This is a genomic window from Pseudomonas sp. GW821-FHT10C09 (assembly GCF_059415465.1).
This window is the reverse complement of the sequence record NZ_JBWKNG010000010.1, coordinates 32,785-59,337: the sequence shown is the minus strand read 5'-3', so window position 1 is coordinate 59,337 and position 26,553 is coordinate 32,785. Positions and strand designations below refer to the sequence as shown.

Genomic DNA, 26,553 nt, shown 5'->3' with positions numbered 1-26,553 from the left:
ATCTACCACTGGAACGCTGTGGCGTGGCTCTACATCAACCGCTTGCGTTCGCTCGAAGGCGCGATCCCCAAGGATTCGCGGTACTTGGCGACGGTGCGGCGAGCCACCTGAATGCCTTGTGCCTCCAGTAAACCAGCGATCTTGCTGTCACTCAACGGCTTTTTCTGATTTTCCGCGGCAACCAGTTTTTTGATGATCGCGCGGATCGCCGTGGACGAGCATTCGCCGCCTTCGGAGGTGCTGACGTGACTGGAGAAAAAGTACTTCAGCTCATAAATACCTCGAGGGGTATGCATGAATTTTTGCGTGGTCACCCGTGAAATCGTCGATTCGTGCATGCCTACCGCTTCGGCGATGTCATGCAGGACCAACGGCTTCATGGCTTCGTCGCCGTATTCCAGGAAGCCGCGCTGATGCTCGACGATCTGGGTGGCAACTTTCATCAGGGTTTCATTGCGACTTTGCAGGCTCTTGATGAACCAGCGGGCCTCTTGCAACTGATTGCGCATGAAGGTGTTATCAGCGCTGGTGTCGGCGCGACGAACAAACCCGGCGTATTGGGCGTTGACCCGCAGCCTTGGCACCGATTCCTGGTTCAGTTCCACCAGCCAGCGTTCGTTATCCTTGCGCACGATTACGTCGGGGACGACATACTCGGCTTCGCTGGATTCGATCTGCGAGCCGGGGCGCGGGTTGAGGCTCTGGACCAGTTCGATAACCTGGCGCAGTTCATCTTCCTTGAGCTTCATGCGGCGCATCAACTGGCTGTAGTCACGACTGCCGAGCAAATCGATGTAGTCGCTGACCAGGCGCTTGGCTTCGGTCAGCCAAGGTGTCTTGACGGGCAATTGGCGCAATTGCAGCAGCAGGCATTCGCCCAGGTTACGCGCGCCGATGCCGGCCGGTTCGAATTGCTGGATGCGGTGCAGGACGGCTTCGATTTCGTCCAGTTCGATGTCCAGTTCCGGATCGAACGCTTCGAGGATCTCCTCGAGGGTTTCATCCAGGTAGCCCTGATTGTTGATGCAGTCGATCAGGGTCACGGCGATCAGGCGATCGGTGTCGGACATCGGTGCCAGGTTCAGTTGCCAGAGCAGGTGGCTTTGCAGGCTCTCGCCGGCCGATGTGCGAGTGGTGAAGTCCCATTCGTCGTCATCGTTGCTCGGCAGGCTGCTGGCGCTGGTCTGGTAGACGTCTTCCCAGGCTGTGTCGACGGGCAGTTCGTTAGGAATGCGCTCGTTCCAGTCACCTTCCTCGAGGTTGTCCACCGTCGGGGCGGTTTCCTGGTAGGAGGGTTCCGAAACATCGGCATTGGGTTGCTGTTCGGCTTTGTCGGCCAAGGGGTCGGCGTTGTCGAAGTCGTCGCCTTCTTCCTGGCGTTCGAGCATCGGATTGGACTCCAGGGCCTCCTGGATTTCCTGTTGCAGGTCCAGGGTCGACAATTGGAGCAGGCGGATGGCCTGTTGCAGCTGCGGTGTCATCGTCAGCTGCTGGCCCATTCTCAAGACTAGCGATGGTTTCATGGCAGGGGCTTAACACCTTATTCGCCGGCGCACATGCGCCATCCACTACAGGGCGCCGGAGCGCCAAACATAAGCAAATTATATGCCTGAAACTGAAGTGTTTGCCTAGAGCGCTGTAACAATAAAAACCTGTTGATTTTTATCGCCGTAAGCGCTCAGTCGACTAGCCAGACACCTCAACGCTTACAGGCGGAACTCATGGCCCAGATAAACTTCTTTAACCAGGTCGTTGGCCAGGATAGTGGCGGAGTCGCCTTCGGCGATCAGCTGGCCATCGTTGACGATGTAGGCGGTTTCGCAGATATCCAGGGTTTCTCGGACGTTGTGGTCAGTGATCAGCACGCCAATGCCCTTGGCCTTGAGGTGGTAGATGATCTGCTTGATGTCGCCAACCGAGATCGGGTCCACGCCGGCGAAAGGTTCGTCGAGCAGGATGAATTTCGGATTGGTGGCCAGTGCACGAGCGATCTCCACGCGGCGGCGTTCGCCACCGGACAGGCTCATGCCGAGGTTGTCGCGGATGTGGCTGATGTGGAATTCCTGCAGCAGGCTTTCCAGCTCTTTGCGACGCCCGGCCTTGTCGAGTTCCTTGCGGGTCTCGAGGATCGCCATGATGTTGTCGGCCACCGAGAGTTTGCGGAAGATCGATGCTTCTTGCGGCAGATAGCCGATACCAGCCTTTGCACGACCGTGCATGGGCTGGTGGCTGACGTCCAGATCGTCGATCAGTACGCGGCCCTGATCAGCCTGCACCAGGCCGACGATCATGTAGAAGCAGGTGGTCTTGCCGGCGCCGTTGGGACCCAGCAGGCCGACGATTTGACCGCTGTCGATCGACAGGCTGACGTCACGCACGACCTGGCGGCTCTTGTAGCTCTTGGCCAGATGCTGAGCTTTCAGAGTTGCCATTACTGGGCCTTCTGCTCGTCGGTTTTCTTCTTCGGCTGGATCACCATGTCGATGCGTGGACGCGCCTCGGTGACCTTGTTACCTGTCGCACGGCCAGCGCTCGCAAGCTTCTTGACCGTGTCGTAGACGATTTTCTCGCCCTGGGTGGTGTTGTTATCCTTGTCGACAACTTTTGCCTTGTCGATCAGCACGACGCGGTTTTGCGCGGCGTGGTACTGGATGGTCACGCCCCAGCCCTGCACAGGCTTGGTGTCGCCAGCGGTCTGCAGTTGCTCGAAGTAGGCGAGGTTGCCCACCGAAGTCACCACGTCGATGTCGCCTGCCGGCGTACGCGTGATGGTCACGGTGTTGCCCTTAACGATCATCGAACCCTGGGTAATGATCACGTCACCTTTGTAGGTGGCAACGCCATTCTTGTCGTCCAGTTGGGCATCGTCGGCCTGAATGCGGATTGGCTGCTCTTGATCGTTCGGCAGAGCCCAGGCGCTCACGCTTCCCAGTGCTGCGCCCAGACTGAGCAAAATAGGGAGGGTTTTAACGAGCCTCATACTGTCCTCTTACGTTAGATAGCAGGTGTATCCTGCTTTCTTTCAAGTACGCTTTCATTCCGTTGCCTGTCGATACACCGCCAGCGCCGTCGATTCTAACGGGTTGGTCGGTCTGCGCATATTGCTGCTGCGGGAACACAGTCATACGGGTGGTGGTAATCAGGGTCTTGCGGTTTTTTTCGTCGAAACGGGTGATACGTACCGAATCGATCAGCTCGACCTGAGTACCGTCCGGATTGACTTCCCCGTGTTCGCTCTGGACGTGCCAGGGAAACTGGGTGCCGCGAAACATGTTCAAGTCGGGATTGGTCAGCAGCGTGACCTCGGACGCTTTCAGGTGTTCGACCTTGTCGGACGTCATTTCGTACTGCAATTTGCCATCCGGCAGGTACTGCACGCTGTGGGCGTTGAGTGCGTAATAGTCGATCGCGCTTTCATCGACAGGGGCAACTGTCTTGTCGAGGAAGCGTTCCGGGCTGATGTTCCAGTAGCCGACCGCAGCGAACAGCGCCGCGATGCAACTGAACAACAGGATGTTACGAAACTTTTTGCTCAGCATAATGGGCTCACAGGTACGCGGCGTTAGCCGCATCGAGGCGGCCCTGGGCGCGCAGGATCAATTCGCAGAATTCGCGAGCGGCACCCTCGCCGCCACGGGCGACGGTAATGCCATGGGCGTTTTCACGCACGAAGCTGGCAGCGTTGGCTACCGCCATGCCCAGGCCGACGCGGCGAATCACCGGCAGGTCCGGCAGGTCGTCACCGAGGTAGGCCACTTGTTCATAGCTTAGGTTGAGTTGGGCCAGAAGTTCGTCCAGTACCACCAGTTTGTCCTCGCGGCCTTGATAAAGGTGCGGGATACCGAGGTTTTTCGCTCGTCGTTCGACCACCGGGGTCTTGCGGCCACTGATGATAGCCGTCTGTACGCCCGCCGCCATCAACATCTTGATGCCTTGACCGTCGAGGGTGTTGAACGTCTTGAACTCACTACCGTCTTCAAGGAAGTACAGGCGTCCGTCGGTCAGCACGCCGTCGACGTCGAACACCGCGAGTTTGATCTGTTTGCCGCGTTGCAGCAGGTCCTCACTCATTACATTACTCCTGCACGCAACAAGTCGTGCATGTTCAAGGCGCCGACCGGACGGTCTTCGCTGTCGACCACGACCAGGGCGTTGATTTTGTGGTCTTCCATGATTTTCAGGGCCTCGGCGGCGAGCATTTCGGCGCGGGCGGTCTTGCCGTGGGCGGTCATGACCTGGTCGATGGTGGCGGTGTGGATGTCGATGCTGCGATCCAGCGTGCGGCGCAGATCGCCGTCAGTGAAGATCCCTGCCAGCTTGCCGTCGGCTTCCAGAATGACGGTCATGCCCAGGCCCTTGCGGGTCATTTCCATCAAGGCGTCCTTGAGCAAGGTGCCGCGTTGAACCTGCGGCAGCTCTTGCCCGGCGTGCATGACGTTTTCCACTTTCAGCAGCAGACGTCGGCCCAGTGCACCACCGGGGTGGGAAAAGGCGAAGTCTTCAGCGGTAAAGCCGCGCGCTTCCAGCAACGCAACGGCCAGGGCGTCGCCCATCACCAAAGCGGCAGTGGTAGAGGAGGTCGGTGCCAGGTTCAGCGGGCAGGCCTCGTGTTCGACGTGAACGTTGAGATTGACCTCGGCAGCCTTGGCCAGCGGGGAATCCGGGTTGCCGGTGACGCTGATCAACTGAATGCCCAGACGCTTGATAAGGGGCAGCAGGGTGACGATTTCGTTGGTGGAACCGGAGTTCGACAGGGCCAGGATGATGTCATCCCGCGTGATCATGCCCATGTCGCCATGGCTGGCTTCGGCCGGGTGCACGAAAAAAGCCGTGGTGCCGGTGCTGGCCAGGGTGGCGGCGATCTTGTTGCCGATGTGCCCGGATTTACCCATGCCTACTACAACCACGCGGCCTTTGCTGGCCAGAATCATCTCGCAAGCGCGTACGAAATCAGCGTCGATGTGGGGTAGCAAGCCTTCTACGGCTTCCAGTTCGAGGCGGATGGTGCGTTGTGCTGATTGAATCAGGTCGCTGGATTGGCTCATGTCAGAAATCGTATAGCCTGATGAAAAGGCGGCGATTATAGCGGTAATGATCAAAACCCTCACGCTAGTTCGTCACGCTTTGTCATCCCCTGTAACCGAATCCCCTCTAAACGAGGCTTTTTGCCTGTCAAGTTACTGAACATGGTCGGGCTTGGGCCTTGGGCGCTTGGCCTTTGCAGTGATATAGTTCGCCGCCAGTTCGGCCTGCCCGGGGAGGTATGTGCTTTCGTCAGAGAGCCAGGCGTCCGAGTGAGAGGCTGCATCGCAAGGAGTTTAGATGAGTGCCGATAACGCCTACGCGGTCGAGCTGAAGGGACTGTCCTTCAAGCGCGGTACGCGCAGCATTTTCAATAACGTCGATATCCGTATCCCGCGCGGCAAGGTCACCGGCATCATGGGGCCTTCCGGGTGTGGCAAAACCACGCTGTTGCGATTGATGGGCGCACAATTGCGTCCAACAAAGGGCGAAGTCTGGGTCAACGGCCAGAACCTGCCCAAGTTGTCGCGCAGTGATCTGTTCGATGCGCGCAAGCACATGGGAGTGCTGTTCCAGAGCGGCGCCCTGTTCACCGACCTCGATGTGTTCGAGAACGTCGCCTTCCCGCTGCGCGTTCATACCGAGCTGCCGGAAGAAATGATCCGTGACATCGTCCTGCTTAAATTGCAGGCCGTGGGCTTGCGTGGCGCCATCGACCTGATGCCTGACGAGTTGTCCGGCGGCATGAAGCGTCGTGTTGCGCTGGCCCGGGCAATTGCTCTCGACCCGCAGATCCTCATGTACGACGAGCCCTTTGTCGGCCAGGACCCCATCGCCATGGGCGTACTGGTGCGCCTGATCCGCCTGCTCAACGACGCCCTGGGAATCACCAGTATCGTGGTCTCCCACGATCTGGCCGAAACCGCGAGCATCGCCGACTACATCTATGTCGTCGGCGAAGGCCAGGTGTTGGGGCAGGGGACTCCCGAGGAACTGATGAACTCGCAGGAGCCACGGATCCGTCAATTTATGACGGGCGAACCCGACGGTCCGGTCGCATACCACTTTCCAGCGACGGATTACCGCGCAGATCTTCTGGGGAAGCGTTGATGCGCAAGATTTCATTAATAGAACGCGTACGCCGGTTTGGCCATGCCGCCATCGACGTGCTGGCGGTGTTCGGTCGCTCGACGATTTTCCTGTTCCATGCCTTGCTCGGTCGCGGTGGCATCGGCGGCGGCTTTGGCCTGCTGGTCAAGCAGTTGCATTCAGTGGGCGTGATGTCCCTGGTGATCATTGTCGTCTCCGGCGTGTTCATCGGGATGGTGCTGGCGCTGCAAGGCTTCAACATCCTGTCCAGCTACGGCTCGGAACAGGCGGTCGGGCAGATGGTTGCGCTGACGCTGCTGCGTGAATTGGGGCCTGTGGTGACGGCATTGCTGTTCGCCGGGCGTGCCGGTTCGGCGCTGACGGCAGAAATCGGCAACATGAAATCCACCGAACAGTTGTCCAGTCTGGAAATGATTGGTGTCGACCCGCTCAAATACATCGTCGCCCCGCGCTTGTGGGCCGGCTTCATTTCCCTGCCGGTGCTGGCGATGATTTTCAGCGTGGTGGGTATCTGGGGCGGTTCGTGGGTGGCCGTCGACTGGCTCGGTGTGTATGAAGGTTCGTACTGGTCCAACATGCAAAACAGCGTGACGTTCACTGATGATGTGCTCAATGGCATCATCAAAAGCATCGTCTTCGCGTTCGTCGTGACCTGGATCGCCGTATTCCAAGGCTATGACTGTGAACCCACTTCCGAGGGGATCAGTCGTGCCACTACCAAGACCGTGGTGTATGCCTCTCTGGCTGTACTCGGCCTGGACTTTATTTTGACCGCCTTGATGTTTGGAGATTTCTGATGCAAAACCGCACCCTGGAAATCGGTGTCGGCCTTTTCTTGCTGGCTGGCATCCTGGCTTTATTGCTGCTGGCGTTGCGGGTGAGTGGTCTGTCCCCGAGCCCGAGCACTGACACGTATAAACTTTATGCGTATTTCGACAATATCGCCGGTTTGACGGTCAGAGCTAAAGTGACCATGGCCGGTGTGACCATCGGCAAGGTCACGGCGATCGATCTGGACCGCGACAGCTTCACCGGCCGGGTGACCATGCAACTGGAAAAGCGCGTAGATAACCTGCCGACTGACTCCACTGCATCTATCCTCACCGCTGGCCTGTTGGGCGAGAAGTACATCGGTATCAGCGTGGGCGGCGAAGAAGCCTTGCTCAAGGATGGTGGGACCATCCACGACACCCAGTCGTCGCTGGTACTCGAGGACCTGATCGGTAAATTCCTGCTCAATACCGTTAGCAAAGACGCCAAATGAGGAGCTTTTGAATGATCTCTACCTTGCGACGTGGCCTGTTGGTAGTACTCGCGGCGCTGCCGTTGATGGCTAACGCCGTGGCGGCGCCTTCCGCGCACGATCTGGTACAGGACACCACCAACCGGATGCTGGCCGATCTGTCGGCCAACAAAGAGAAGTACAAGCAGGACCCACAGGACTTCTATACGGCGCTGAACACCATCGTCGGACCTGTGGTGGATGCCGAAGGCATTTCCAAAAGCATCATGACAGTCAAGTACTCACGCAAAGCCACGCCGGCACAGATGAAAACCTTTGAAGAAAACTTCAAGAAGGGCCTGTTCCAGTTCTATGGCAATGCGTTACTCGAGTACAACAACCAGGGCATCACCGTTGACCCGGCCAAAGACGAGTCGGGCGATCGCACCAGTGTTGGCATGACCGTCAAGGGCAGTAACGGCGCGATCTATCCTGTGTCCTACACACTGGAAAAAATCAATGGCGAGTGGAAACTGCGCAACGTAATCATCAACGGTATCAACATCGGCAAGCTGTTCCGTGACCAGTTCGCTGATGCAATGCAGCGCAATGGCAACGACCTGGACAAGACCATCAACGGTTGGGCCGGGGAAGTCGCCAAAGCCAAGGCATCGACAGAGACGCCATCCACCGAGAAGAGCACCCAATGAGTGTGTCGGCCATTCGCATGAGCGAATCCGGCGAACTGCGCTTGAGTGGCATGCTGGACTATCTCACCGGCCCGGGTCTGCGCAAGCAGGGGCAGGCGCTGATCAAGTCCAGTACCGCGACTGAACTGGTGGTCGACTGCTCGGCAGTGTTGAAATCCAGCAGCGTCGGCTTATCGCTGCTGCTGTGCTTCATGCGTGATGCAGAGGCGGCCGGCAAGGCGCTGAGCATCCGCGGGATGCCCGAAGACATGCGTGAAATCGCTCAGGTCAGCGAATTGACCGAGCTGTTGGCGCACCCCTGACCGCATCTATAAGGAAGCCCCCCGTCAGAGTCCTGCTTAGCGGGGTTCGCAGGCGCGGGGCTTTTTTGTATGATGTCCGACCCGTGCGCACAGGGCGCCGATTGAGGTTGAGCATGCAGGCCGTAGAAGTGAAGAGCTTCCTTGAAGGAAAGCTGCCCGGAACGTTGGTAGAAGTTGAGGGCGAAGGCTGCAATTTCCAGCTGAACGTGATTAGCGATGAACTGGCGGCGTTGAGCCCGGTGAAGCGTCAGCAGCAGATCTATGCCCATTTGAACCCATGGATCACCGATGGCAGCATCCATGCGGTCACTATGAAATTTTTCAGCAGCGCGGCCTGGGCCGAGCGCACCTGAGCCCAAGGGCGTCGAGATTCTTATGGATAAATTGATTATTACCGGTGGCGTTCGTCTTGATGGCGAAATCCGCATTTCCGGGGCAAAGAACTCTGCCCTGCCGATCCTGGCTGCCACCCTGCTGTGTGATGGCCCGGTGACCGTGGCCAACCTGCCGCACCTGCACGACATCACCACGATGATCGAGCTGTTCGGCCGCATGGGCATCGAGCCGGTGATCGACGAGAAGCTCAGCGTCGAAATCGACCCGCGCACCATCAAGACCCTGATCGCACCGTACGAACTGGTTAAGACCATGCGTGCGTCGATCCTGGTGCTGGGCCCGATGGTTGCCCGTTTCGGTGAAGCCGAAGTCGCACTGCCTGGCGGTTGCGCCATCGGTTCGCGTCCGGTTGACCTGCACATCCGTGGCCTCGAAGCCATGGGCGCGGTCATCGACGTCGAAGGCGGCTACATCAAGGCCAAGGCGCCTGAAGGTGGCCTGCGCGGCGCGCACTTCTTCTTCGACACCGTCAGCGTGACCGGTACCGAAAACATCATGATGGCGGCCGCTCTGGCCAAGGGCCGCAGCGTGTTGCAGAACGCCGCTCGCGAACCCGAAGTCATCGACCTGGCGAACTTCCTGATCGCCATGGGTGCCAAGATCACTGGCGCCGGCACCGACACCATCACCATCGATGGCGTTGAGCGTCTGCACCCGACCACGTACAAAGTGATGCCTGACCGCATCGAAACCGGCACCTACCTGGTGGCGGCTGCCGTGACCGGCGGTCGTGTGAAGGTCAAGGACACTGATCCGACCATCCTCGAAGCCGTTCTGGAAAAACTCCGCGAGTCGGGTGCCGAAATCACCTGCGGCGAAGACTGGATCGAGCTGAACATGCACGGCAAGCGGCCAAAAGCCGTCAACGTGCGGACCGCTCCATACCCGGCGTTCCCGACTGACATGCAAGCGCAGTTCATCTCCCTCAACGCCATTGCCGAAGGCACGGGCGCTGTGATTGAGACGATCTTCGAAAACCGCTTCATGCACGTTTACGAATTGCACCGCATGGGCGCCAAGATCCAGGTCGAAGGCAACACGGCCATCGTTACCGGCACCGAGACGCTTAAAGGCGCGCCAGTCATGGCCACCGACCTGCGTGCTTCGGCTAGCCTGGTGATCTCGGCGCTGATCGCTGAAGGCGACACCCTGATCGACCGCATCTACCACATTGACCGTGGTTACGAGTGCATCGAAGAGAAACTGCAGATGCTCGGCGCCAAGATCCGCCGCGTACCGGGCTAGTTTCTGCTGCATGGGCATAAGGACATGCCCGTTGAATTGTTGAAGTCGAGCCGGTTTCCGGCTCGATGTGTGTCCGGCGCCGTTTGCGACCGGGCATGAGTACCTTGATAAGGACTGACGTTTCCCATGTTGACCATCGCACTGTCCAAGGGCCGCATCCTTGACGACACCCTGCCGCTTCTGGCTGAAGCGGGCATCGTGCCGACCGAGAATCCGGACAAGAGCCGCAAGCTGATCATTCCCACGACCCAGCCTGACGTACGTCTGCTGATCGTGCGCGCCACCGACGTGCCGACGTATGTCGAGCATGGTGCCGCGGACCTCGGCGTCGCCGGTAAAGATGTGCTGATGGAATATGGCGGCCAGGGCCTGTACGAGCCTCTGGACCTGCGCATTGCCCTGTGCAAGCTGATGACCGCCGGCCGTGTCGGTGATGTCGAGCCCAAAGGCCGCCTGCGGGTCGCCACCAAGTTCGTCAACGTTGCCAAGCGTTACTACGCCGAGCAGGGTCGTCAGGTCGACATCATCAAGCTGTACGGCTCGATGGAACTGGCGCCGCTGATCGGTCTGGCCGACAAGATCATCGACGTGGTCGACACCGGCAACACCCTGCGCGCCAATGGCCTGGAACCCCAGGATTTCATTGCCGACATCAGTTCCCGGCTGATCGTCAACAAAGCTTCGATGAAAATGCAGCACGCCCGTATCCAGGCGTTGATCGACACCCTGCGCAAGGCAGTGGAGTCTCGACACCGCGGCTGATTCACCTGCGCGACGTTAAGTCGCGCCCGTCTATCCGCCTCATAGCCAGAATTCTCAGGTGCCCAAGCGGATCGATGGTAGCTTCGGGTACCTGAGTTTTCGCCATTCCTATGAGGCTCTCGCTATGACCGCACCGACTGCAATTCGCCGACTCAACGCTGCTGACCCGGATTTCGCACATCATCTGGATCATCTGCTGAGCTGGGAAAGTGTGTCTGACGACTCGGTCAATCAGCGGGTGCTGGACATCATCAAAGCCGTGCGCGAGCGTGGCGATGCGGCGCTGGTGGAATTCACCCAGAAGTTCGATGGCCTCGAAGTCGCCTCGATGGCCGACCTGATCCTGCCGCGCGAGCGTCTGGAACTGGCCCTGACCCGGATCACCGTGCCACAGCGCGAAGCCCTGGAAATAGCCGCGGCCCGCGTACGCAGCTACCACGAAAAACAGAAACAGGACTCCTGGAGCTACACCGAAGCCGACGGCACGGTGCTGGGCCAGAAAGTCACGCCGCTGGATCGCGCCGGTCTGTATGTACCGGGCGGCAAAGCGTCGTACCCGTCCTCGGTGCTGATGAACGCGATCCCGGCCAAAGTGGCGGGCGTGACCGAAGTCGTCATGGTGGTGCCAACCCCGCGCGGTGAAATCAACGAGTTGGTGCTGGCCGCAGCCTGCATCGCCGGCGTCGACCGGGTGTTCACCATCGGCGGTGCCCAAGCAGTTGCCGCACTGGCTTACGGCACCGAAAGCGTGCCGAAGGTCGACAAAGTGGTTGGCCCGGGCAACATCTATGTCGCCACCGCCAAGCGCCATGTGTTTGGTCAGGTCGGGATCGACATGATCGCCGGTCCGTCCGAGATTCTCGTGGTGTGCGACGGCCAGACCGATCCGGACTGGATCGCCATGGACCTGTTCTCCCAGGCCGAGCACGATGAAGACGCCCAGGCGATTCTGGTCAGCCCGGACGCCGAGTTCCTCGACAAGGTCGCCGCGAGCATTGCCAAACTGCTGCCAACCATGGAGCGCGCCGATATCATCGAAACCTCGATCAATGGCCGGGGTGCGCTGATCAAGGTCCGCGATATGGAACAAGCCATCGAAGTGGCCAACCGCATCGCGCCGGAACACCTTGAGTTGTCAGTCGCTGATCCGCAGGCCTGGTTGCCGCAGATCCGTCACGCGGGCGCGATCTTCATGGGCCGTCACACCTCCGAAGCCTTGGGCGACTACTGCGCCGGTCCGAACCACGTGTTGCCGACGTCTGGCACCGCGCGTTTCTCCTCGCCGCTGGGTGTGTACGACTTCCAGAAACGCTCCTCGATCATCTTCTGCTCCGAGCAAGGTGCGTCCGAGTTGGGCAAGACCGCTTCCGTTCTGGCCCGTGGCGAGTCGCTGACCGCCCACGCCCGCAGCGCCGAATACCGCATCATTGCTGACAAGCAGGGGAACTGAACATGAGTAAATTCTGGAGCCCCTTCGTCAAGAGCCTGGTGCCTTACGTGCCGGGCGAGCAGCCGAAACTGACGAAACTGGTGAAGCTCAACACCAACGAAAACCCGTACGGTCCATCGCCTAAAGCCCTGGCGGCGATGCAGACCGAACTGAACGACAACCTGCGTTTGTACCCGGACCCCAACAGCGACCTGCTCAAGCAAGCTGTTGCCAGGTACTACGGCGTGCAAGGCAATCAGGTGTTTCTCGGCAACGGTTCCGATGAAGTCCTGGCGCACATCTTCCACGGTTTGCTGCAACACGATCAGCCGCTGCTGTTCCCGGACATCAGCTACAGCTTCTATCCGGTTTACTGCGGGTTGTACGACATCAAGTTCGACGCCGTGCCGCTGGACGAACAGTTCCAGATCAACCCGGCCGACTACGCCAAACCGAACGGCGGGATCATCTTCCCGAACCCGAATGCACCGACCGGTTGCCTGCTGGCGCTGGACGCCGTCGAGCAGATCCTCAAGGCCAGCCCGGATTCAGTGGTCGTGGTGGATGAGGCCTACATCGACTTTGGCGGTGAGACGGCGATCACGTTGGTGGACCGTTATCCGAACCTGCTGGTGACTCAAACCCTGTCAAAATCCCGTTCACTGGCCGGCCTGCGGGTTGGCCTGGCGGTGGGGCATCCGGACTTGATTGAGGCGCTGGAGCGGATCAAGAACAGCTTCAACTCCTACCCGCTGGATCGTCTGGCGATTGTCGGGGCGGCGGCGGCGTTCGAAGATCGCGAGTACTTCGACAAGACCTGCAAGCTGGTGATCGAGAGTCGCGACAAGGTCGTCGGGCAACTGGAAGCGAAGGGGTTTGAGGTGTTGCCGTCGGCAGCGAACTTCATTTTTGCCCGTCACCCCAAGCACGATGCGGCAGGGCTGGCGGCGAAGTTGCGTGAGCAAGGCGTGATCGTTCGGCACTTCAAGCAGGAACGGATTGCCCAGTTCCTGCGGATCTCCATCGGCACACCCGAGCAAAATCAGGCACTGATCGACGGCCTCGGCGATCTCTAACTCAACACTGACCCAGTGGGAGCGAGCCTGCTCGCGAAGGCGGTCTGACATTCAACATAGATATTGAATGTTATGGCCCCTTCGCGAGCAGGCTCGCTCCCACAGTGGTCTTTTGTTGGCTGTTACTCTTCTTCTTTCTCTTTGACCGGTGCCGGCGGCGGGCGCAGGCCGATCTCGGCGGTGAGCTTGAGCTCCTTGCCATTGCGCATCACCTGAACCGTGACCTTGTCCGTCGGCTTGATCCGCGCGACCTGGTTCATCGAACGGCGACCATCGCCGGCCGGTTCGCCGTCAATGCTGAGGATCACATCCCCCAATTGCAGGCCGGCCTTCTGCGCCGGACCGTCACGGAAAATCCCCGCGACCACAATCCCCGGACGCCCCGACAGACCGAACGACTCCGCCAGTTCCTGGCTCAACGGCTGCACTTCAATGCCCAGCCAGCCGCGAATCACCTGGCCGTGTTCGATGATCGACTTCATCACTTCCATCGCCAGCTTGACCGGGATCGCGAAACCGATGCCTTGCGAGCCACCGGACTTGGAGAAAATCGCGGTGTTGATGCCGGTCAGATTGCCATTGGCGTCCACCAGGGCACCGCCGGAGTTGCCTGGGTTGATGGCGGCGTCGGTCTGGATGAAATCTTCGTAGTTGTTCAGGCCCAGCTGATTGCGGCCGGTGGCGCTGATGATGCCCATGGTCACGGTCTGGCCGACACCGAACGGGTTGCCGATGGCCAGTGCCACGTCGCCGATGCGGATGTTGTCGGAACGGCCGATGGTGATGGCCGGCAGGGTTTTCAGGTCGATCTTCAATACCGCGAGATCGGTTTCCGGGTCGCTGCCGATCACGCGGGCCAGGGTCTCTCGGCCATCCTTGAGCGCCACGACAATCTGGTCGGCCCCCGTGGTGACGTGGTTGTTGGTCAGGATGTAACCTTCCGGGCTCATGATCACGCCAGAACCCAGGCTCGATTCCATGCGCTTCTGCTTGGGCGAGTTGTCACCGAAGAAGCGACGGAACTGCGGGTCTTCGAACAGCGGATGATTCGGTTTATTGATGACTTTGGTGGTGTACAGGTTGACCACCGCCGGTGCGGCAATGACCACGGCGTCGGCATAGGACACCGGGCCCTGTTGCACGCTGGTGGTTTGCGGTGCTTGCTGCAAGTTCACGTCGAGGCTCGGAAGCCCGACCCACTGCGGGTAACGCTGAATTATCAAAAGAGCGATAAGCACGCCGGCCAACAGCGGCCAGCCGGAAAAACGCAGCGCCTTGAGCATTAAGCACTTCCTGAAAGGTTGCAGGCGGTATGAGACCGCCCATAATGTCGCGCATTATACGAGGCCACGCGCGCCTCTGAACGGGATATTTAGGAGTCTTTTATGGCCGTCCCCCTGAGCACCCTGGTCGAAGAAGCCGACCGTTACCTCTCCAGCGCCAAAATTGCCGATTACTGCCCCAACGGCTTGCAAGTCGAGGGCCGGCCGCAAGTGATGCGCATTGTCAGTGGCGTCACGGCGAGCCAGGCACTACTGGACGCTGCGGTCGAAGCCGAGGCCGATCTGGTGCTGGTGCATCACGGTTATTTCTGGAAAGGCGAGAACCCCTGCATTACCGGCATGAAGCAGCGTCGCTTGAAGACCTTGCTCAAGCACGACATCAGCCTGCTGTCTTATCACTTGCCACTGGACCTGCACCCGGACGTCGGCAACAACGTGCAACTGGCACGTCAGCTCGACATCACCGTCGAAGGCCCGCTGGATCCGGACAATTCTAAAGTTGTTGGCCTGGTCGGATCGTTGAGCGAACCGATGACGCCGCGTGATTTCGCCCGTCGCGTCCAGGAAGTCATGGGCCGCGAGCCGCTGCTGGTCGAAGGCAGCAAGATGATTCGCCGGGTCGGTTGGTGCACGGGCGGCGGTCAGGGTTACATCGATCAGGCGGTATTGGCCGGTGTCGATCTGTACCTCAGTGGTGAAGCTTCGGAGCAGACCTTTCACAGCGCCCGGGAAAACGACATCAGCTTCATCGCCGCCGGCCATCACGCCACTGAGCGTTATGGTGTGCAGGCACTGGGTGACTATCTGGCGCGCCGGTTTGCCCTCGAACATATCTTCATTGATTGCCCCAATCCTATTTGAGGGTATGTGCAAATTCTGTGAACGGCATGGGTCTCTGGCGCCCAAACGAGGGGGTATATTCATATACCCTTTCGATCTAGTTGGCGTCCTGATTAGAAGAGGTCGCTGTGCTAGGATTCCTCGCTCGAACACGGCCCGCTGGCCGTCCATAAGATCGTTTTCGTGAGTAGCCATGGTCGACAAACTGACGCATCTGAAACAGCTGGAGGCCGAAAGCATCCACATCATCCGCGAGGTCGCCGCCGAGTTCGATAACCCGGTGATGCTGTACTCCGTCGGTAAAGATTCCGCCGTGATGCTGCACCTTGCGCGCAAGGCATTCTTCCCGGGCAAGCTGCCGTTCCCGGTGATGCACGTCGACACCCGGTGGAAGTTCAAGGAAATGTACGCGTTCCGCGACCGCATGGTCGAAGAGCTCGGCCTTGACCTGCTGGTGCACGTCAACCCCGATGGCGTCGCGCAGGGCATCAACCCGCTGACCCACGGCAGTGCCAAACACACCGACATCATGAAAACCGAAGGCCTCAAGCAGGCCCTCGACAAGTATGGTTTCGATGCCGCTTTCGGTGGCGCCCGTCGTGACGAAGAGAAATCCCGCGCCAAAGAACGCGTGTATTCCTTCCGCGACACCAAGCACCGCTGGGACCCGAAAAACCAGCGTCCAGAGCTGTGGAACGTCTACAACGGCAACGTCAACAAGGGCGAATCCATTCGTGTGTTCCCTTTGTCGAACTGGACCGAACTGGACATCTGGCAGTACATCTACCTCGAAGGCATCCCGATCGTGCCGCTGTATTTCGCCGCCGAGCGCGACGTCATCGAGATGAATGGCACCTGGATCATGATCGACGACGAACGCCTGCTCAATCACCTGAGCGATGAAGACAAGGCGCGCATCGTCAAGAAGAAGGTCCGTTTCCGTACGCTCGGTGACTACCCGCTGACCGGTGCGGTCGAGTCCGAGGCTGTCACGCTGACCGACATCATTCAGGAAATGCTCCTGACGCGAACTTCCGAACGCCAGGGCCGGGTCATCGACCACGATGGCGCAGGCTCGATGGAAGAAAAGAAACGTCAGGGTTATTTCTAAGGGGTTGTCATGTCGCACGTATCTGATTTGATCAGCGAGGACATCCTCGCCTACCTGGGCCAGCACGAACGCAAGGAAATGCTGCGCTTTCTGACCTGTGGCAACGTCGATGACGGCAAGAGCACCCTGATCGGGCGCCTGCTGCACGACTCCAAGATGATCTACGAAGATCACCTGGAAGCCATTACCCGCGACTCGAAAAAAGTCGGCACCACTGGCGATGACATCGACCTGGCGTTGCTGGTCGACGGCTTGCAGGCCGAGCGTGAGCAGGGCATCACCATCGATGTCGCCTACCGCTATTTCTCCACCGCCAAGCGCAAATTCATCATCGCCGACACCCCCGGCCATGAGCAGTACACCCGCAACATGGCCACCGGTGCATCCACCTGTGACCTGGCGATCATCCTGATCGACGCCCGTTACGGCGTGCAGACCCAGACCCGTCGCCACAGCTTTATTGCCTCGTTGCTGGGCATCAAACACATCGTGGTGGCCGTCAACAAGATGGACATCAATGGCTTTGACCAAAGCGTCTTCGAGACGATCAAGGCTGATTACCTGAAGTTCGCCGAAGGCATCGCCTTCAAGCCGACCACCATGGCCTTCGTGCCGATGTCGGCGCTGAAAGGCGACAACGTGGTGAACAAGTCCGAGCGCTCGCCGTGGTACACCGGCCAGTCGCTGATGGAAATTCTGGAAACCGTCGAAATCGCCAGCGACCGCAACTACACCGACCTGCGATTCCCGGTGCAGTACGTCAACCGTCCGAACCTGAACTTCCGTGGTTTCGCCGGCACCCTGGCCAGCGGCGTCGTGCACAAGGGCGACGAAGTCGTTGTGCTGCCGTCGGGCAAGAGCAGCCGCGTGAAATCCATCGTCACCTTCGAAGGTGAGCTGGAGCATGCAGGTCCAGGTCAGGCAGTGACGCTGACCATGGAAGACGAAATCGACATCTCCCGCGGCGACTTGCTGGTACACGCCGACAACCTGCCGCAAGTGACCGACGCCTTCGACGCCATGCTGGTGTGGATGGCCGAAGAGCCAATGCTGCCGGGCAAGAAATACGACATCAAGCGCGCCACCACGTACGTGCCGGGTTCGATCACCAGCATCGTCAACCGCGTTGACGTGAATACCCTGGAAGAAGGTCCGGCCAGCGCCTTGCAGCTGAACGAAATCGGTCGGGTCAAGATCAGCCTCGATGCGGCCATCGCGCTGGACGGTTACGCGAGTAACCGCACCACCGGTTCGTTCATCGTCATTGATCGTTTGACCAATGGCACCGTCGCCGCCGGCATGATCATCGCTCAGCCAGTGGCGCAGGGCAGCGCTACGCACCATGGCAAACTCGCTCACGTCGCCACGGAAGAACGCGCCCAGCGCTTCGGCCAGCAACCAGCCACCGTGTTGTTCAGCGGCCTGTCGGGTGCGGGCAAAAGCACGCTGGCCTACGCGGTTGAACGCAAGCTGTTCGACATGGGCCGTGCGGTGTTTGTGCTCGATGGCCAGAACCTGCGTCACGACCTGAACAAAGGTCTGCCACAGGACCGCGCCGGGCGTACCGAGAACTGGCGTCGTGCCGCGCATGTTGCGCGTCAGTTCAACGAAGCCGGTTTGCTGACCCTCGCAGCCTTCGTTGCACCAAGTGCTGAAGGTCGTGAGCAGGCCCGGGAACTGATCGGCAAAGAGCGTTTGCTGACTGTTTACGTGCAGGCTTCGCCTGCTGTTTGCGCCGAACGTGACCCGCAAGGTCTGTACGCGGCTGCCGGGGATAACATCCCGGGCGATTCCTTCCCGTTCGATGTGCCGCTGGATGCCGACCTTGTGGTCGATACCCAGTCGCTGTCGCTGGAAGAAAGCGTCAAGCAGGTGCTGGATCTGCTGCGTAGCCGTGGCGCGATCTAAGCGTTAGCCGGTCATAAAAAACCCGCCGATGAGTAATCTTCGGCGGGTTTTTTTGTGCCCTTCAGACCCCCTTCGCGAGCAGGCTCGCTCCCACACTGGTTATCTGTGAACGCAAATTCTGTGTTCACTCAAGTCCCCTGTGGGAGCGAGCCTGCTCGCGAAGAGGCCAAGCGTGGCGCCTCAAGACTTGGCTGGATATTCCCGATGCATCTGCCCCAGCAACGCATCCTTATCCAGCCACAACTGATTGATCCACCCCTGAAACTGCAACCGATACTCCCCATCCTGGTCGTAGTTCTTGCCAATGAACTGCGGCGGAATCTTCAGCTCCTGAAAATGCACGACCACGTCCTTCACATTCCCGCAGAGCAAATCCCAATACCCCGGACGGCCGCCCGGATAGTGAATCGTCACGTTGACGATGGACTCCAGCTGCTCACCCATCGCATCCAGCACAAACGCAATGCCGCCGGCCTTGGGTTTGAGCAAATACTTGAACGGTGATTTCTGCTGGGCATGCTTGCCCTCGGTGAAGCGCGTGCCCTCGACGAAGTTGAAAATCCCCACCGGGCTGTTGCGAAATTTCGCGCAAGTCTTGCGAGTGGTTTCCAGGTCTTTGCCTTTCTTCTCCGGGTGCTTCTCCAGATACGCCTTGGAATAGCGCTTCATGAACGGAAAGCCCAGCGTCCACCACGCCAGACCAATCACCGGCACCCAGATCAGCTCTTGCTTGAGGAAGAACTTCAGCGGCTGGATGCGCCGGTTGAGCACGTATTGCAGGACCATGATGTCGACCCAGCTCTGGTGGTTGCTGGTGATCAGGTACGAGTGCTGATAGTCCAGGCCTTCCAGGCCACTGAGGTGCCAGCGGGTGCGGCAGACCAGGTTCATCCAGGCCTTGTTGTTGCTGATCCACGCTTCATGGGTGTGGCTCATCAGCCAGCGGGTGAAACGCTGGGTGATGGCGAACGGCAGGACCTTGAAAATCGCCACGCAGAACAGAAACGAGCACAGCAGAATGGTATTGAGGGCCAACAACAACGAGGCAATCACACCGCGCACGGCGGCAGGCAAGAAATCCAGCATTTAAACATCCATAGGTCGGTTGGCAGCCTGGATCGCGGTCAACGCGATGGTGTAGACGATGTCATCGACTTGCGCGCCGCGCGGCAGGTCGTTCACCGGTTTGCGCAGGCCTTGCAACATCGGCCCGAGACTCACGCAGTCGGCGCTGCGCTGCACGGCTTTGTGGGTGGTGTTGCCGGTGTTCAGGTCGGGGAACACGAACACCGTGGCGCGCCCTGCAACCTGGCTATTAGGCGCCAGTTGCCGGGCGACGGTTTCGTTGGCAGCGGCGTCGTATTGCAGCGGGCCGTCGATCAGCAGCGAGTTTTGCTGTTCGTGGGCGAGCAGCGTCGCTTCGCGTACTTTCTCGACTTCTTCACCACTGGCGGACTCACCGCTGGAATAGCTGATCATCGCCACACGCGGGGTGATGCCGAACGCGGCTGCCGAGTCGGCGCTTTGCAGGGCGATCTCGGCCAGTTCGCTGGCGCTCGGGTGCGGGTTCATCACACAGTCGCCGTAGACCAGCACTTCTTCCGGAAACAGCATGAAGAACACCGACGACACCAGCGTGCAGCCTGGCGCGGTTTTAATCAGCTGCAGGGCAGGGCGGATGGTGTTGGCGGTGGAGTGAATGACGCCGGACACGAGGCCGTCGACTTCATCCAGCGCCAGCATCATGGTGCCGATCACCACGGTGTCTTCCAATTGCTGTTCGGCCATCGGCGCGTTAAGGCTTTTGCTTTTGCGCAGGGCAACCATCGGCTCGACATAACGTTCACGGATCAAGTCCGGGTCGAGGATCTCCAGCCCTGGTGGCAGCTCGATGCCTTGTGCGCGAGCCACCGCTTCGACGTCTGCCGGTTTCGCCAACAGCACGCAACGTGCAATGCCACGGGCCTGACAGATCGCCGCCGCTTGCACGGTCAACGGCTCGCTGCCTTCTGGCAGCACGATGCGTTTGTTCGCCGCCTGGGCGCGCTGGATCAATTGATAGCGGAACACCGCGGGCGACAGGCGCATCTCACGCGGGGTACCACAGCGCTGGTGCAGCCAGTTGGCATCGAGGTGGCTGGCGACGAAGTCAGTGATGATCTCCGCACGCTCGCGGTCGTCGATCGGGATTTCCTTGTTCAAACCGTTCAACTGGTTCGCGGTGTCGTAGGAGCCGGTACTCACCGACAACACCGGCAAACCCGCCTGCAAGGCGCCACGGCACAGGTCCATGATGCGCGGGTCGGGCAGGGTGTCGCTGGTCAGCAGCAGGCCGGCCAGCGGCACGCCGTTCATGGCCGCGAGGCTCACGGCGAGGATGATGTCGTCGCGATCGCCAGGCGTCACCACCAGCACGCCGGGCTTGAGCAGCTCCACGGTGTTGCGCATGGTGCGGGCGCAGATGATGATTTTGGTCATGCGCCGGGTTTCGTAATCGCCGGCATTGAGGATTTGTGCGCCCATCAGGTCGGCGACGTCGCGAGTGCGCGGCGCATTCAATTCCGGCTGGAACGGGATGCAGCCCAGCAAGCGGAAATCACCGCTGCGCAGCAACGGCGAGTGTTCCTTCAAGCGTGTGGCGAAGACGTCCATGCTTTCATCGGTCTTGACCTTGTTGAGGATCACGCCGAGGACTTTCGGGTCTTTCGGCCCACCGAACAATTGCGCCTGCAATTCCACGCGGCCGGAGAGCTCGGTCAGGGCTTCGCTTTCTGGCGCGGAGACCAGAATCACGTCGGCATCCAGGCTCTTGGCCAAATGCAGATTGACCCGCGCGGCGTAGCTGGCGCTGCGGGTCGGGACCATGCCTTCGACGACCAGCACGTCCTTGCCGACGGCGGCTTGCTGATAAAGGGTGATGATTTCTTCGAGCAGCTCATCCAGTTGGCCATCGCCGAGCATGCGCTCGACGTGCGCCAGGCCGAGCGGCTGTGGCGGCCGCAAACCGTGGGTACGGGCCACCAGTTCGGTGGAACGTTCCGGGCCGGTGTCGCCCGGATGGGGCTGGGCAATCGGTTTGAAAAAACCGACTTTCAGGCCGGCGCGCTCAAGGGTGCGCACCAGCCCGAGGCTGATGGAAGTCAGACCCACACCAAAATCGGTGGGTGCGATAAAAAAAGTTTGCATGCGAATTCTCTAAGGGAGCATGGCAAAGGCGATCGTTTATACCTGACGATCTACCGAAATTCAGTCGCCAAGGTTATCGCTAACCGGGCCTTGTGCGCACCAACCGCAGTCAAAGGGCTGGCCTATTTTTTCAATACGTTGCGCGGCGTCCAGGACCCAGGCGCGTGATTGCCACGGTGGCTGGTGGCGCAGGTGCTGGGTGTGGCCGCAGGAAAGCTCGGCCACCCAGTGCCCGTCCTCATCCTGATGGAAACCGGTGACCGTTGCGCCTGGCGTCGCCAACCTTCCGTCCGGGTTGTGTTCGCTTTCGGGCGATGGCTTCGCTAAACTTGGCCTTTCTTCATTCTTATGCAAAAGGTCTCGCCCCATGCTGATCGCCGCCAATAAGGCTGTCTCCATCGACTATACCCTGACCAACGACGCTGGTGAGGTCATCGACAGCTCCGCCGGTGGCGCGCCGCTGGTCTACCTGCAAGGCGCAGGTAACATCATCCCGGGCCTGGAAAAGGCGCTGGAAGGCAAAGCTGTCGGCGACGAGCTGACCGTAGCCGTTGAACCTGAAGATGCTTACGGCGAGTACGCTGCCGAACTGGTCAGCACCCTGAGCCGCAGCATGTTCGAAGGCGTCGACGAACTGGAAGTGGGCATGCAGTTCCACGCTTCCGCTCCGGATGGCCAGATGCAGATCGTCACCATTCGCGATCTGGACGGCGACGAAGTCACCGTCGACGGCAACCACCCGTTGGCCGGTCAGCGCCTGAATTTCCAGGTCAAGATCATCGACATCCGTGACGCCAGCCAGGAAGAAATCGCTCATGGTCACGTCCATGGCGAAGGTGGCCATCACCACTGATTTTCTGCGCTAAGCTCAGAGAACTGGAGAGGCGCCCGAGGGCGCCTTTTTAGTCGGCGGCTGTCCCTGGCGGCATCGCCACGTGGCTGTTTCGAGAAAAACACGGGAATTTGGAGTTCGTCATGAGTGCTTTTCACGACCTTAAGTTGACAGGCCTGGATGGTCAGGAGCTACCGCTGGCGCCCTTCAAGGGGCACGTCGTGCTGGTGGTCAATGTCGCCTCCAAATGTGGCTTGACCCCACAGTACGCGGCGCTGGAAAACCTCTACCAGCAATACAAAGGTAAAGGTTTCAGCGTGCTCGGCTTGCCTTGCAACCAGTTTGCCGGGCAGGAGCCGGGTTCCGAGCAGGAAATCCAGGAGTTTTGCAGCCTCAACTATGGCGTGACCTTTCCGTTGTCCAGCAAGCTGGAAGTCAACGGTCATGAGCGTCATCAGCTGTATCGCCTGCTGGCGGGCGAGGGCGCGGAATTCCCTGGTGACATTACCTGGAACTTCGAAAAATTCCTGCTGGGCAAGGACGGTCGTGTGCTGGCGCGGTTTTCCCCGCGTACGGCGCCGGATGATCCGACGATCGTGCATGCGATTGAAAAAGCACTGAGCTGAACCCCAAAAAATCGCAGCCCTCGGGCTGCGATTTTTTATGCCTGCCTTTTGACCCTTAATCACCCAAATCAATAGTGCTGGGCTTCGCTTTGAACTGCGCATATTATCGCCGTCATAAAATTCCATCCCGTCGATATCGTTTTCGTGGAGTGCCCCATGCCCGTTAAAGCCCTGTTCAAACCGTTCCACCTCGGCACCCTCGAACTGCCGACCCGCGTCGTCATGGCGCCGATGACCCGCTCGTTTTCGCCGGGTGGCGTGCCTAATTCCAAAGTGATCGAGTACTACCGTCGTCGCGCCGCCGCAGGCGTGGGCTTGATCATCACCGAAGGCACCACCGTCGGTCACAAGGCGTCGAACGGCTACCCGAACGTGCCGCATTTCTACGGTGACGCCGCGCTGGCCGGCTGGAAGAAAGTCGTCGACGCGGTGCATGCCGAAGGCGGCAAGATCGTTCCACAGCTGTGGCATGTCGGTAGCGTGCGCCGTATCGGCACTGAGCCGGATGCGAGTGTGCCGGGTTACGGCCCGTCGGAAAAACTGAAGGACGGTCAGGTCGTGGTTCACGGCATGACCAAACAGGATATCCAGGACGTGATCGCCGCATTCGCCCAAGCCGCCAAGGATGCCCAGAGCATTGGCATGGACGGCGTGGAAATCCATGGCGCCCACGGCTATCTGGTCGACCAGTTTTTCTGGGAAGGCAGCAACCAGCGCACCGACGAATACGGTGGCGATCTGGCCAACCGTTCACGTTTCGCTATCGAACTGATTCAAGCCGTGCGTGCCGCGGTCGGCGAAGGCTTCCCGATCATCTTCCGTTTCTCGCAGTGGAAGCAGCAGGATTACACCGCACGACTGGTGCAAACACCGGAAGCGCTGGGCGAGTTCCTCAAGCCGCTGTCCGACGCTGGCGTGGACATTTTCCACTGCTCGACGCGCCGTTTCTGGGAGCCGGAATTCGACGGTTCCGAGCTAAACCTGGCCGGCTGGACTCGCAAACTGACGGGCAAGCCGACCATCACCGTGGGCAGCGTTGGCCTGGATGGCGAGTTCCTGCAGTTCATGGTCAACACCGACAAGATCGCCCAACCGGCGAGCCTGGAGAAACTGCTGGAGCGCTTGAACAACGACGAATTCGATCTGGTGGCTGTGGGTCGTGCGTTGCTGGTTGATCCGGACTGGGCGCAGAAGGTGCGTGACGGGCGTGAAGAAGACATCCTGCCGTTTAGCCGTGAGGCGTTGATGACCTTGGTTTAAGCGGCGACTGGAAGGGCCTCTTCGCGAGCAGGCTCGCTCCCACAGGTTTTATGCACGACGCAGAACCCTTGTGGAAGCGAGCCTGCTCGCGAAGACGGATTCAAGGTTGCCAAACAGTCAGGATAAGGTCTGGGCCCCAGGAACCACCAACTCCCCCACACAAGCCCCCCGCAACTGCCCTTCGAACTGCTCGATAATCGCCGCCCAACCCTGCCGGCTCGCATGCTGGCGCGCATTCAGGCGCACACAGCGCAAGGTCTCGCGCGCTTCCAGCAGCCACGCTGCCGCCTCACAGAACGCCTCTTCATCCCCCGGCATCGCCAGTACGCCGTTATAGCCATGACGGATATGTTGAGCAGCGGCCGCCTGATCATAAGCAACCACCCCCAACCCCGAGGCCAATGCTTCAAGCACCACGTTGCCAAAGGTTTCGGTCATGCTCGGAAACAGGAACACATCACCGGATGCGTAGTGACTGGCCAACGCTTCGCCGCGTTGCGAACCGCAGAAAACCGCCTCGGGCAGTTCCTGCTCCAGCACTGCTCGTTGTGGGCCGTCACCAATCACGATCAAACGCAGGTTGCGCCGTGGATAAGTGGCCTTCAGTGCGTGGAAACTGCGCTTGAGCAAGCCGAGGTTTTTCTCCGGGGCCAAGCGTCCGACATGAATGATCGCGATGTCATTCTCGGCCAGTCCCCACTGTTCGCGCAGCGATGCCAGCCTTTTGCTCGGATGAAACAATTGGCTGTCGACCCCCCGGGAGAGCAAGGCCAGGCGTTCGAAGCTGCGACGCTCAAGCTCCATGCGCTGGCTGGGGCTCGGGACCAGGGTCAGGGTCGAACGGTTGTGGAACCAGCGCAGGTAGTGAGTCAGCATTCGCGTCAGTAACCCCAGCCCGTATTGGCTGGAGTACTGCTGAAAGTTGGTGTGAAAGCCGCTGACCACCGAAATCCCCAGCCGCCGTGCCGCACGCAACGCAGACAAACCCAGCGGCCCTTCAGTGGCGATGTACAGCACGTCCGGGCGATGCCGGGTCCAGCGCCTGAGCAACTTGTGCATCGACGACTGGCCCCATTGCAAGCCGGGATAGCCCGGCAGCGGCCAGCCGCGACACAACAGCAAATCATCGTCACTGCTCATTTGCTGATCACTAAGTTGGCGGGGCCGGACCAATTCCACCTGATGCCCGCGCGCGCGCAAACCGTCGCACAAACGGCCAAGGGTATTGGCCACGCCGTTGATTTCCGGAGGGAATGTTTCAGTGATCAGAGTGATATGCAGAGCTGTCGTCATGACCTCAGTGTCGTCTGAGGCCATGTCGTCATTGTGGCGCTTTGATGATGGATTTATGACCTGATCAGCGCTGGGCCACCAGATTTTCCGCGCCGCGCTCACGCACCCAGAACAGCGTCGCCCCGGCCACGGCGGCCGGCATCATCAGAATGTTCACCACCGGGATCAACAGCACCAGATACACGCTGCCGCCAAAGCTCATGCTCTGCCAGCGTTTCTGCCGCAGCCAGGCGAGCATTTCGTTCCAGCCCAGCTTGTGGTTGTCCGCCGGGTAGTCGATGTACTGGATCGCCATCATCCATACCCCGAACAGCAGCCACAGCGGCGCGGCGATGATGTTGACCACCGGGATGAAGGACAGGATGAAAAGCCCGATCGCCCGGGGCAGGAAGTAGCCGAGTTTGCGCATCTCCCGGGACAGGGTGCGCGGGACCATGGCGATCAATTCGCCCCAGCTGAAGGACGGGAAATCGTCGGTGCCGCGCACCACCACTTCGACTTTTTCTGCGAGGAAGCCGTTGAAGGGCGCGGCGATTACGTTGGCGAGCATGGTGAAGGTGAAAAACACCATCAACACCACCAGCACCACGAAAATCGGCCAGAGGATGTAGCTGAGAAAACTCAGCCAGTCGGGCAGGGTGGGCATCAGCGTATCGACCCACAGACTGAATTGATGGCCGGCCAGGTAAATCAATCCGACGAACAGCACCAGGTTGATTGCCAGTGGCAACAATACGAATAAACGCAGGCTGGGGCTGAGGACCAACTTGAGGCCTTCGCGCAGGTATTGCGGTCCGGACAGGACGGGTGCGGGCATAACGTGCTCCGGGCAGAGGTAAACGCGCCGACCTTACCGGCTTTGCCGAAAGGGGGAAAGCGCGGCGGCGGTATCGACATTCACTGTAACAAAGACGCCTTTATAGTCGCCGTGGTCGGATAG

At 59.6% G+C, this 26,553-nt stretch carries 28 protein-coding genes; 16 read left to right on the top strand and 12 right to left on the bottom strand.

The window, feature by feature from the left end; genetic code table 11:
* Positions 1 to 29: 29 nt before the first annotated feature.
* The 6 genes from AC07N8_RS12170 to AC07N8_RS12145 form a co-directional block, all read right to left on the bottom strand.
* A complete protein-coding gene (locus AC07N8_RS12170; protein ID WP_483842552.1) occupies positions 30 to 1,523 on the bottom strand; it encodes an RNA polymerase factor sigma-54 in 1,494 nt (497 codons plus the stop codon).
* A gap of 183 nt (positions 1,524 to 1,706) precedes the next feature.
* On the bottom strand, positions 1,707 to 2,432 hold the full coding sequence (gene lptB / locus AC07N8_RS12165) for an LPS export ABC transporter ATP-binding protein (protein ID WP_027924532.1): 726 nt from the start codon (positions 2,430 to 2,432) through the stop codon (positions 1,707 to 1,709).
* Positions 2,432 to 2,980, bottom strand: a complete 549-nt coding sequence (lptA, locus tag AC07N8_RS12160) for a lipopolysaccharide transport periplasmic protein LptA (protein ID WP_027924533.1) — start codon at positions 2,978 to 2,980, stop codon at positions 2,432 to 2,434. The genes lptB and lptA overlap by 1 nt, the downstream gene beginning before the upstream one ends.
* The gene (gene lptC, locus AC07N8_RS12155; RefSeq protein ID WP_483842553.1) at positions 2,967 to 3,539 is read right to left on the bottom strand and encodes an LPS export ABC transporter periplasmic protein LptC; all 573 of its coding nucleotides are present in this window, start codon (positions 3,537 to 3,539) and stop codon (positions 2,967 to 2,969) included. The genes lptA and lptC overlap by 14 nt, the downstream gene beginning before the upstream one ends.
* 7 nt (positions 3,540 to 3,546) lie before the next feature.
* Entirely contained in the window at positions 3,547 to 4,071 is a 525-nt protein-coding gene (locus AC07N8_RS12150; protein WP_483842554.1) for a KdsC family phosphatase, read from the bottom strand.
* The gene (locus AC07N8_RS12145) at positions 4,071 to 5,045 is read right to left on the bottom strand and encodes a KpsF/GutQ family sugar-phosphate isomerase (protein WP_483842555.1); all 975 of its coding nucleotides are present in this window, start codon (positions 5,043 to 5,045) and stop codon (positions 4,071 to 4,073) included. The genes AC07N8_RS12150 and AC07N8_RS12145 overlap by 1 nt, the downstream gene beginning before the upstream one ends.
* Positions 5,046 to 5,322: 277 nt before the next feature.
* Here AC07N8_RS12145 and AC07N8_RS12140 point away from each other — a divergent pair, with 277 nt between their 5' ends.
* The 10 genes from AC07N8_RS12140 (at position 5,323) to hisC (ending at position 13,274) form a co-directional block, all read left to right on the top strand.
* Positions 5,323 to 6,132, top strand: a complete 810-nt coding sequence (locus tag AC07N8_RS12140) for an ATP-binding cassette domain-containing protein (RefSeq protein WP_007942749.1) — start codon at positions 5,323 to 5,325, stop codon at positions 6,130 to 6,132.
* The gene (gene mlaE, locus AC07N8_RS12135; RefSeq protein WP_123435318.1) at positions 6,132 to 6,929 is read left to right on the top strand and encodes a lipid asymmetry maintenance ABC transporter permease subunit MlaE; all 798 of its coding nucleotides are present in this window, start codon (positions 6,132 to 6,134) and stop codon (positions 6,927 to 6,929) included. The genes AC07N8_RS12140 and mlaE overlap by 1 nt, the downstream gene beginning before the upstream one ends.
* Complete coding sequence (gene mlaD / locus AC07N8_RS12130) at positions 6,929 to 7,396, top strand: outer membrane lipid asymmetry maintenance protein MlaD (RefSeq protein WP_027924539.1); 468 nt, start codon at positions 6,929 to 6,931, stop codon at positions 7,394 to 7,396. Before mlaE ends, mlaD begins: the two co-directional genes overlap by 1 nt.
* An 11-nt stretch (positions 7,397 to 7,407) precedes the next feature.
* A complete protein-coding gene (locus tag AC07N8_RS12125; RefSeq protein WP_483842556.1) occupies positions 7,408 to 8,064 on the top strand; it encodes an MlaC/ttg2D family ABC transporter substrate-binding protein in 657 nt (218 codons plus the stop codon).
* On the top strand, positions 8,061 to 8,366 hold the full coding sequence (locus tag AC07N8_RS12120; RefSeq protein ID WP_483842557.1) for an STAS domain-containing protein: 306 nt from the start codon (positions 8,061 to 8,063) through the stop codon (positions 8,364 to 8,366). The genes AC07N8_RS12125 and AC07N8_RS12120 overlap by 4 nt, the downstream gene beginning before the upstream one ends.
* Before the next feature lie 113 nt (positions 8,367 to 8,479).
* Positions 8,480 to 8,719, top strand: a complete 240-nt coding sequence (locus AC07N8_RS12115; protein WP_007912386.1) for a BolA family protein — start codon at positions 8,480 to 8,482, stop codon at positions 8,717 to 8,719.
* 22 nt (positions 8,720 to 8,741) lie between these two features.
* A complete protein-coding gene (murA, locus tag AC07N8_RS12110) occupies positions 8,742 to 10,007 on the top strand; it encodes a UDP-N-acetylglucosamine 1-carboxyvinyltransferase (RefSeq protein ID WP_027924542.1) in 1,266 nt (421 codons plus the stop codon).
* Positions 10,008 to 10,133: 126 nt separating this feature from the next.
* On the top strand, positions 10,134 to 10,769 hold the full coding sequence (gene hisG, locus AC07N8_RS12105) for an ATP phosphoribosyltransferase (protein ID WP_007942738.1): 636 nt from the start codon (positions 10,134 to 10,136) through the stop codon (positions 10,767 to 10,769).
* Positions 10,770 to 10,893: 124 nt separating this feature from the next.
* On the top strand, positions 10,894 to 12,219 hold the full coding sequence (gene hisD / locus AC07N8_RS12100) for a histidinol dehydrogenase (protein ID WP_493143739.1): 1,326 nt from the start codon (positions 10,894 to 10,896) through the stop codon (positions 12,217 to 12,219).
* 2 nt (positions 12,220 to 12,221) lie between these two features.
* Positions 12,222 to 13,274, top strand: a complete 1,053-nt coding sequence (gene hisC, locus AC07N8_RS12095) for a histidinol-phosphate transaminase (RefSeq protein WP_493143737.1) — start codon at positions 12,222 to 12,224, stop codon at positions 13,272 to 13,274.
* A gap of 122 nt (positions 13,275 to 13,396) precedes the next feature.
* Here hisC and algW read toward each other — a convergent pair whose 3' ends face one another.
* Positions 13,397 to 14,557: a Do family serine endopeptidase AlgW gene (gene algW / locus AC07N8_RS12090; RefSeq protein ID WP_027924545.1), complete on the bottom strand. Its 1,161-nt coding sequence runs from the start codon at positions 14,555 to 14,557 to the stop codon at positions 13,397 to 13,399.
* A 102-nt stretch (positions 14,558 to 14,659) separates the two neighbouring features.
* Between algW and AC07N8_RS12085 the strand changes: the two genes are divergently transcribed.
* The 3 genes from AC07N8_RS12085 (at position 14,660) to cysN (ending at position 18,416) form a co-directional block, all read left to right on the top strand.
* A complete protein-coding gene (locus AC07N8_RS12085) occupies positions 14,660 to 15,418 on the top strand; it encodes a Nif3-like dinuclear metal center hexameric protein (protein WP_493143736.1) in 759 nt (252 codons plus the stop codon).
* Between the two features lie 172 nt (positions 15,419 to 15,590).
* Positions 15,591 to 16,508, top strand: a complete 918-nt coding sequence (gene cysD, locus AC07N8_RS12080) for a sulfate adenylyltransferase subunit CysD (protein ID WP_027924547.1) — start codon at positions 15,591 to 15,593, stop codon at positions 16,506 to 16,508.
* A gap of 9 nt (positions 16,509 to 16,517) precedes the next feature.
* Entirely contained in the window at positions 16,518 to 18,416 is a 1,899-nt protein-coding gene (cysN, locus tag AC07N8_RS12075) for a sulfate adenylyltransferase subunit CysN (protein WP_483842561.1), read from the top strand.
* A 180-nt stretch (positions 18,417 to 18,596) separates the two neighbouring features.
* On the opposite strand, the gene yihG is transcribed toward cysN, so the two are convergent.
* The 3 genes from yihG to AC07N8_RS12060 are packed head-to-tail and all read right to left on the bottom strand — an operon-like array spanning position 18,597 to position 22,001.
* A complete protein-coding gene (gene yihG, locus AC07N8_RS12070) occupies positions 18,597 to 19,502 on the bottom strand; it encodes a 1-acylglycerol-3-phosphate O-acyltransferase, YihG family (protein WP_493143734.1) in 906 nt (301 codons plus the stop codon).
* A complete protein-coding gene (gene pta, locus AC07N8_RS12065; RefSeq protein WP_483842563.1) occupies positions 19,503 to 21,602 on the bottom strand; it encodes a phosphate acetyltransferase in 2,100 nt (699 codons plus the stop codon).
* Positions 21,603 to 21,662: 60 nt separating this feature from the next.
* Positions 21,663 to 22,001 (bottom strand): DUF3565 domain-containing protein, encoded by a 339-nt coding sequence (locus tag AC07N8_RS12060; protein ID WP_493143732.1) that lies wholly within the window; start codon positions 21,999 to 22,001, stop codon positions 21,663 to 21,665.
* Here AC07N8_RS12060 and AC07N8_RS12055 point away from each other — a divergent pair.
* From AC07N8_RS12055 to AC07N8_RS12045, 3 genes are all read left to right on the top strand, one after another.
* Complete coding sequence (locus AC07N8_RS12055) at positions 21,970 to 22,455, top strand: FKBP-type peptidyl-prolyl cis-trans isomerase (protein ID WP_140666744.1); 486 nt, start codon at positions 21,970 to 21,972, stop codon at positions 22,453 to 22,455. The two genes, AC07N8_RS12060 and AC07N8_RS12055, sit on opposite strands and share 32 nt — an antisense overlap.
* A gap of 122 nt (positions 22,456 to 22,577) precedes the next feature.
* Complete coding sequence (locus AC07N8_RS12050; protein ID WP_483842565.1) at positions 22,578 to 23,060, top strand: glutathione peroxidase; 483 nt, start codon at positions 22,578 to 22,580, stop codon at positions 23,058 to 23,060.
* 156 nt (positions 23,061 to 23,216) lie between these two features.
* On the top strand, positions 23,217 to 24,320 hold the full coding sequence (locus AC07N8_RS12045) for an NADH:flavin oxidoreductase (protein WP_483842566.1): 1,104 nt from the start codon (positions 23,217 to 23,219) through the stop codon (positions 24,318 to 24,320).
* 117 nt (positions 24,321 to 24,437) lie between these two features.
* On the opposite strand, the gene AC07N8_RS12040 is transcribed toward AC07N8_RS12045, so the two are convergent.
* Positions 24,438 to 25,637: a glycosyltransferase family 4 protein gene (locus AC07N8_RS12040; protein WP_483842567.1), complete on the bottom strand. Its 1,200-nt coding sequence runs from the start codon at positions 25,635 to 25,637 to the stop codon at positions 24,438 to 24,440.
* A gap of 40 nt (positions 25,638 to 25,677) precedes the next feature.
* Positions 25,678 to 26,430, bottom strand: coding sequence for a sulfate transporter CysZ (gene cysZ, locus AC07N8_RS12035; RefSeq protein WP_123435330.1), 753 nt, complete (start codon positions 26,428 to 26,430; stop codon positions 25,678 to 25,680).
* Positions 26,431 to 26,553: the final 123 nt, after the last annotated feature.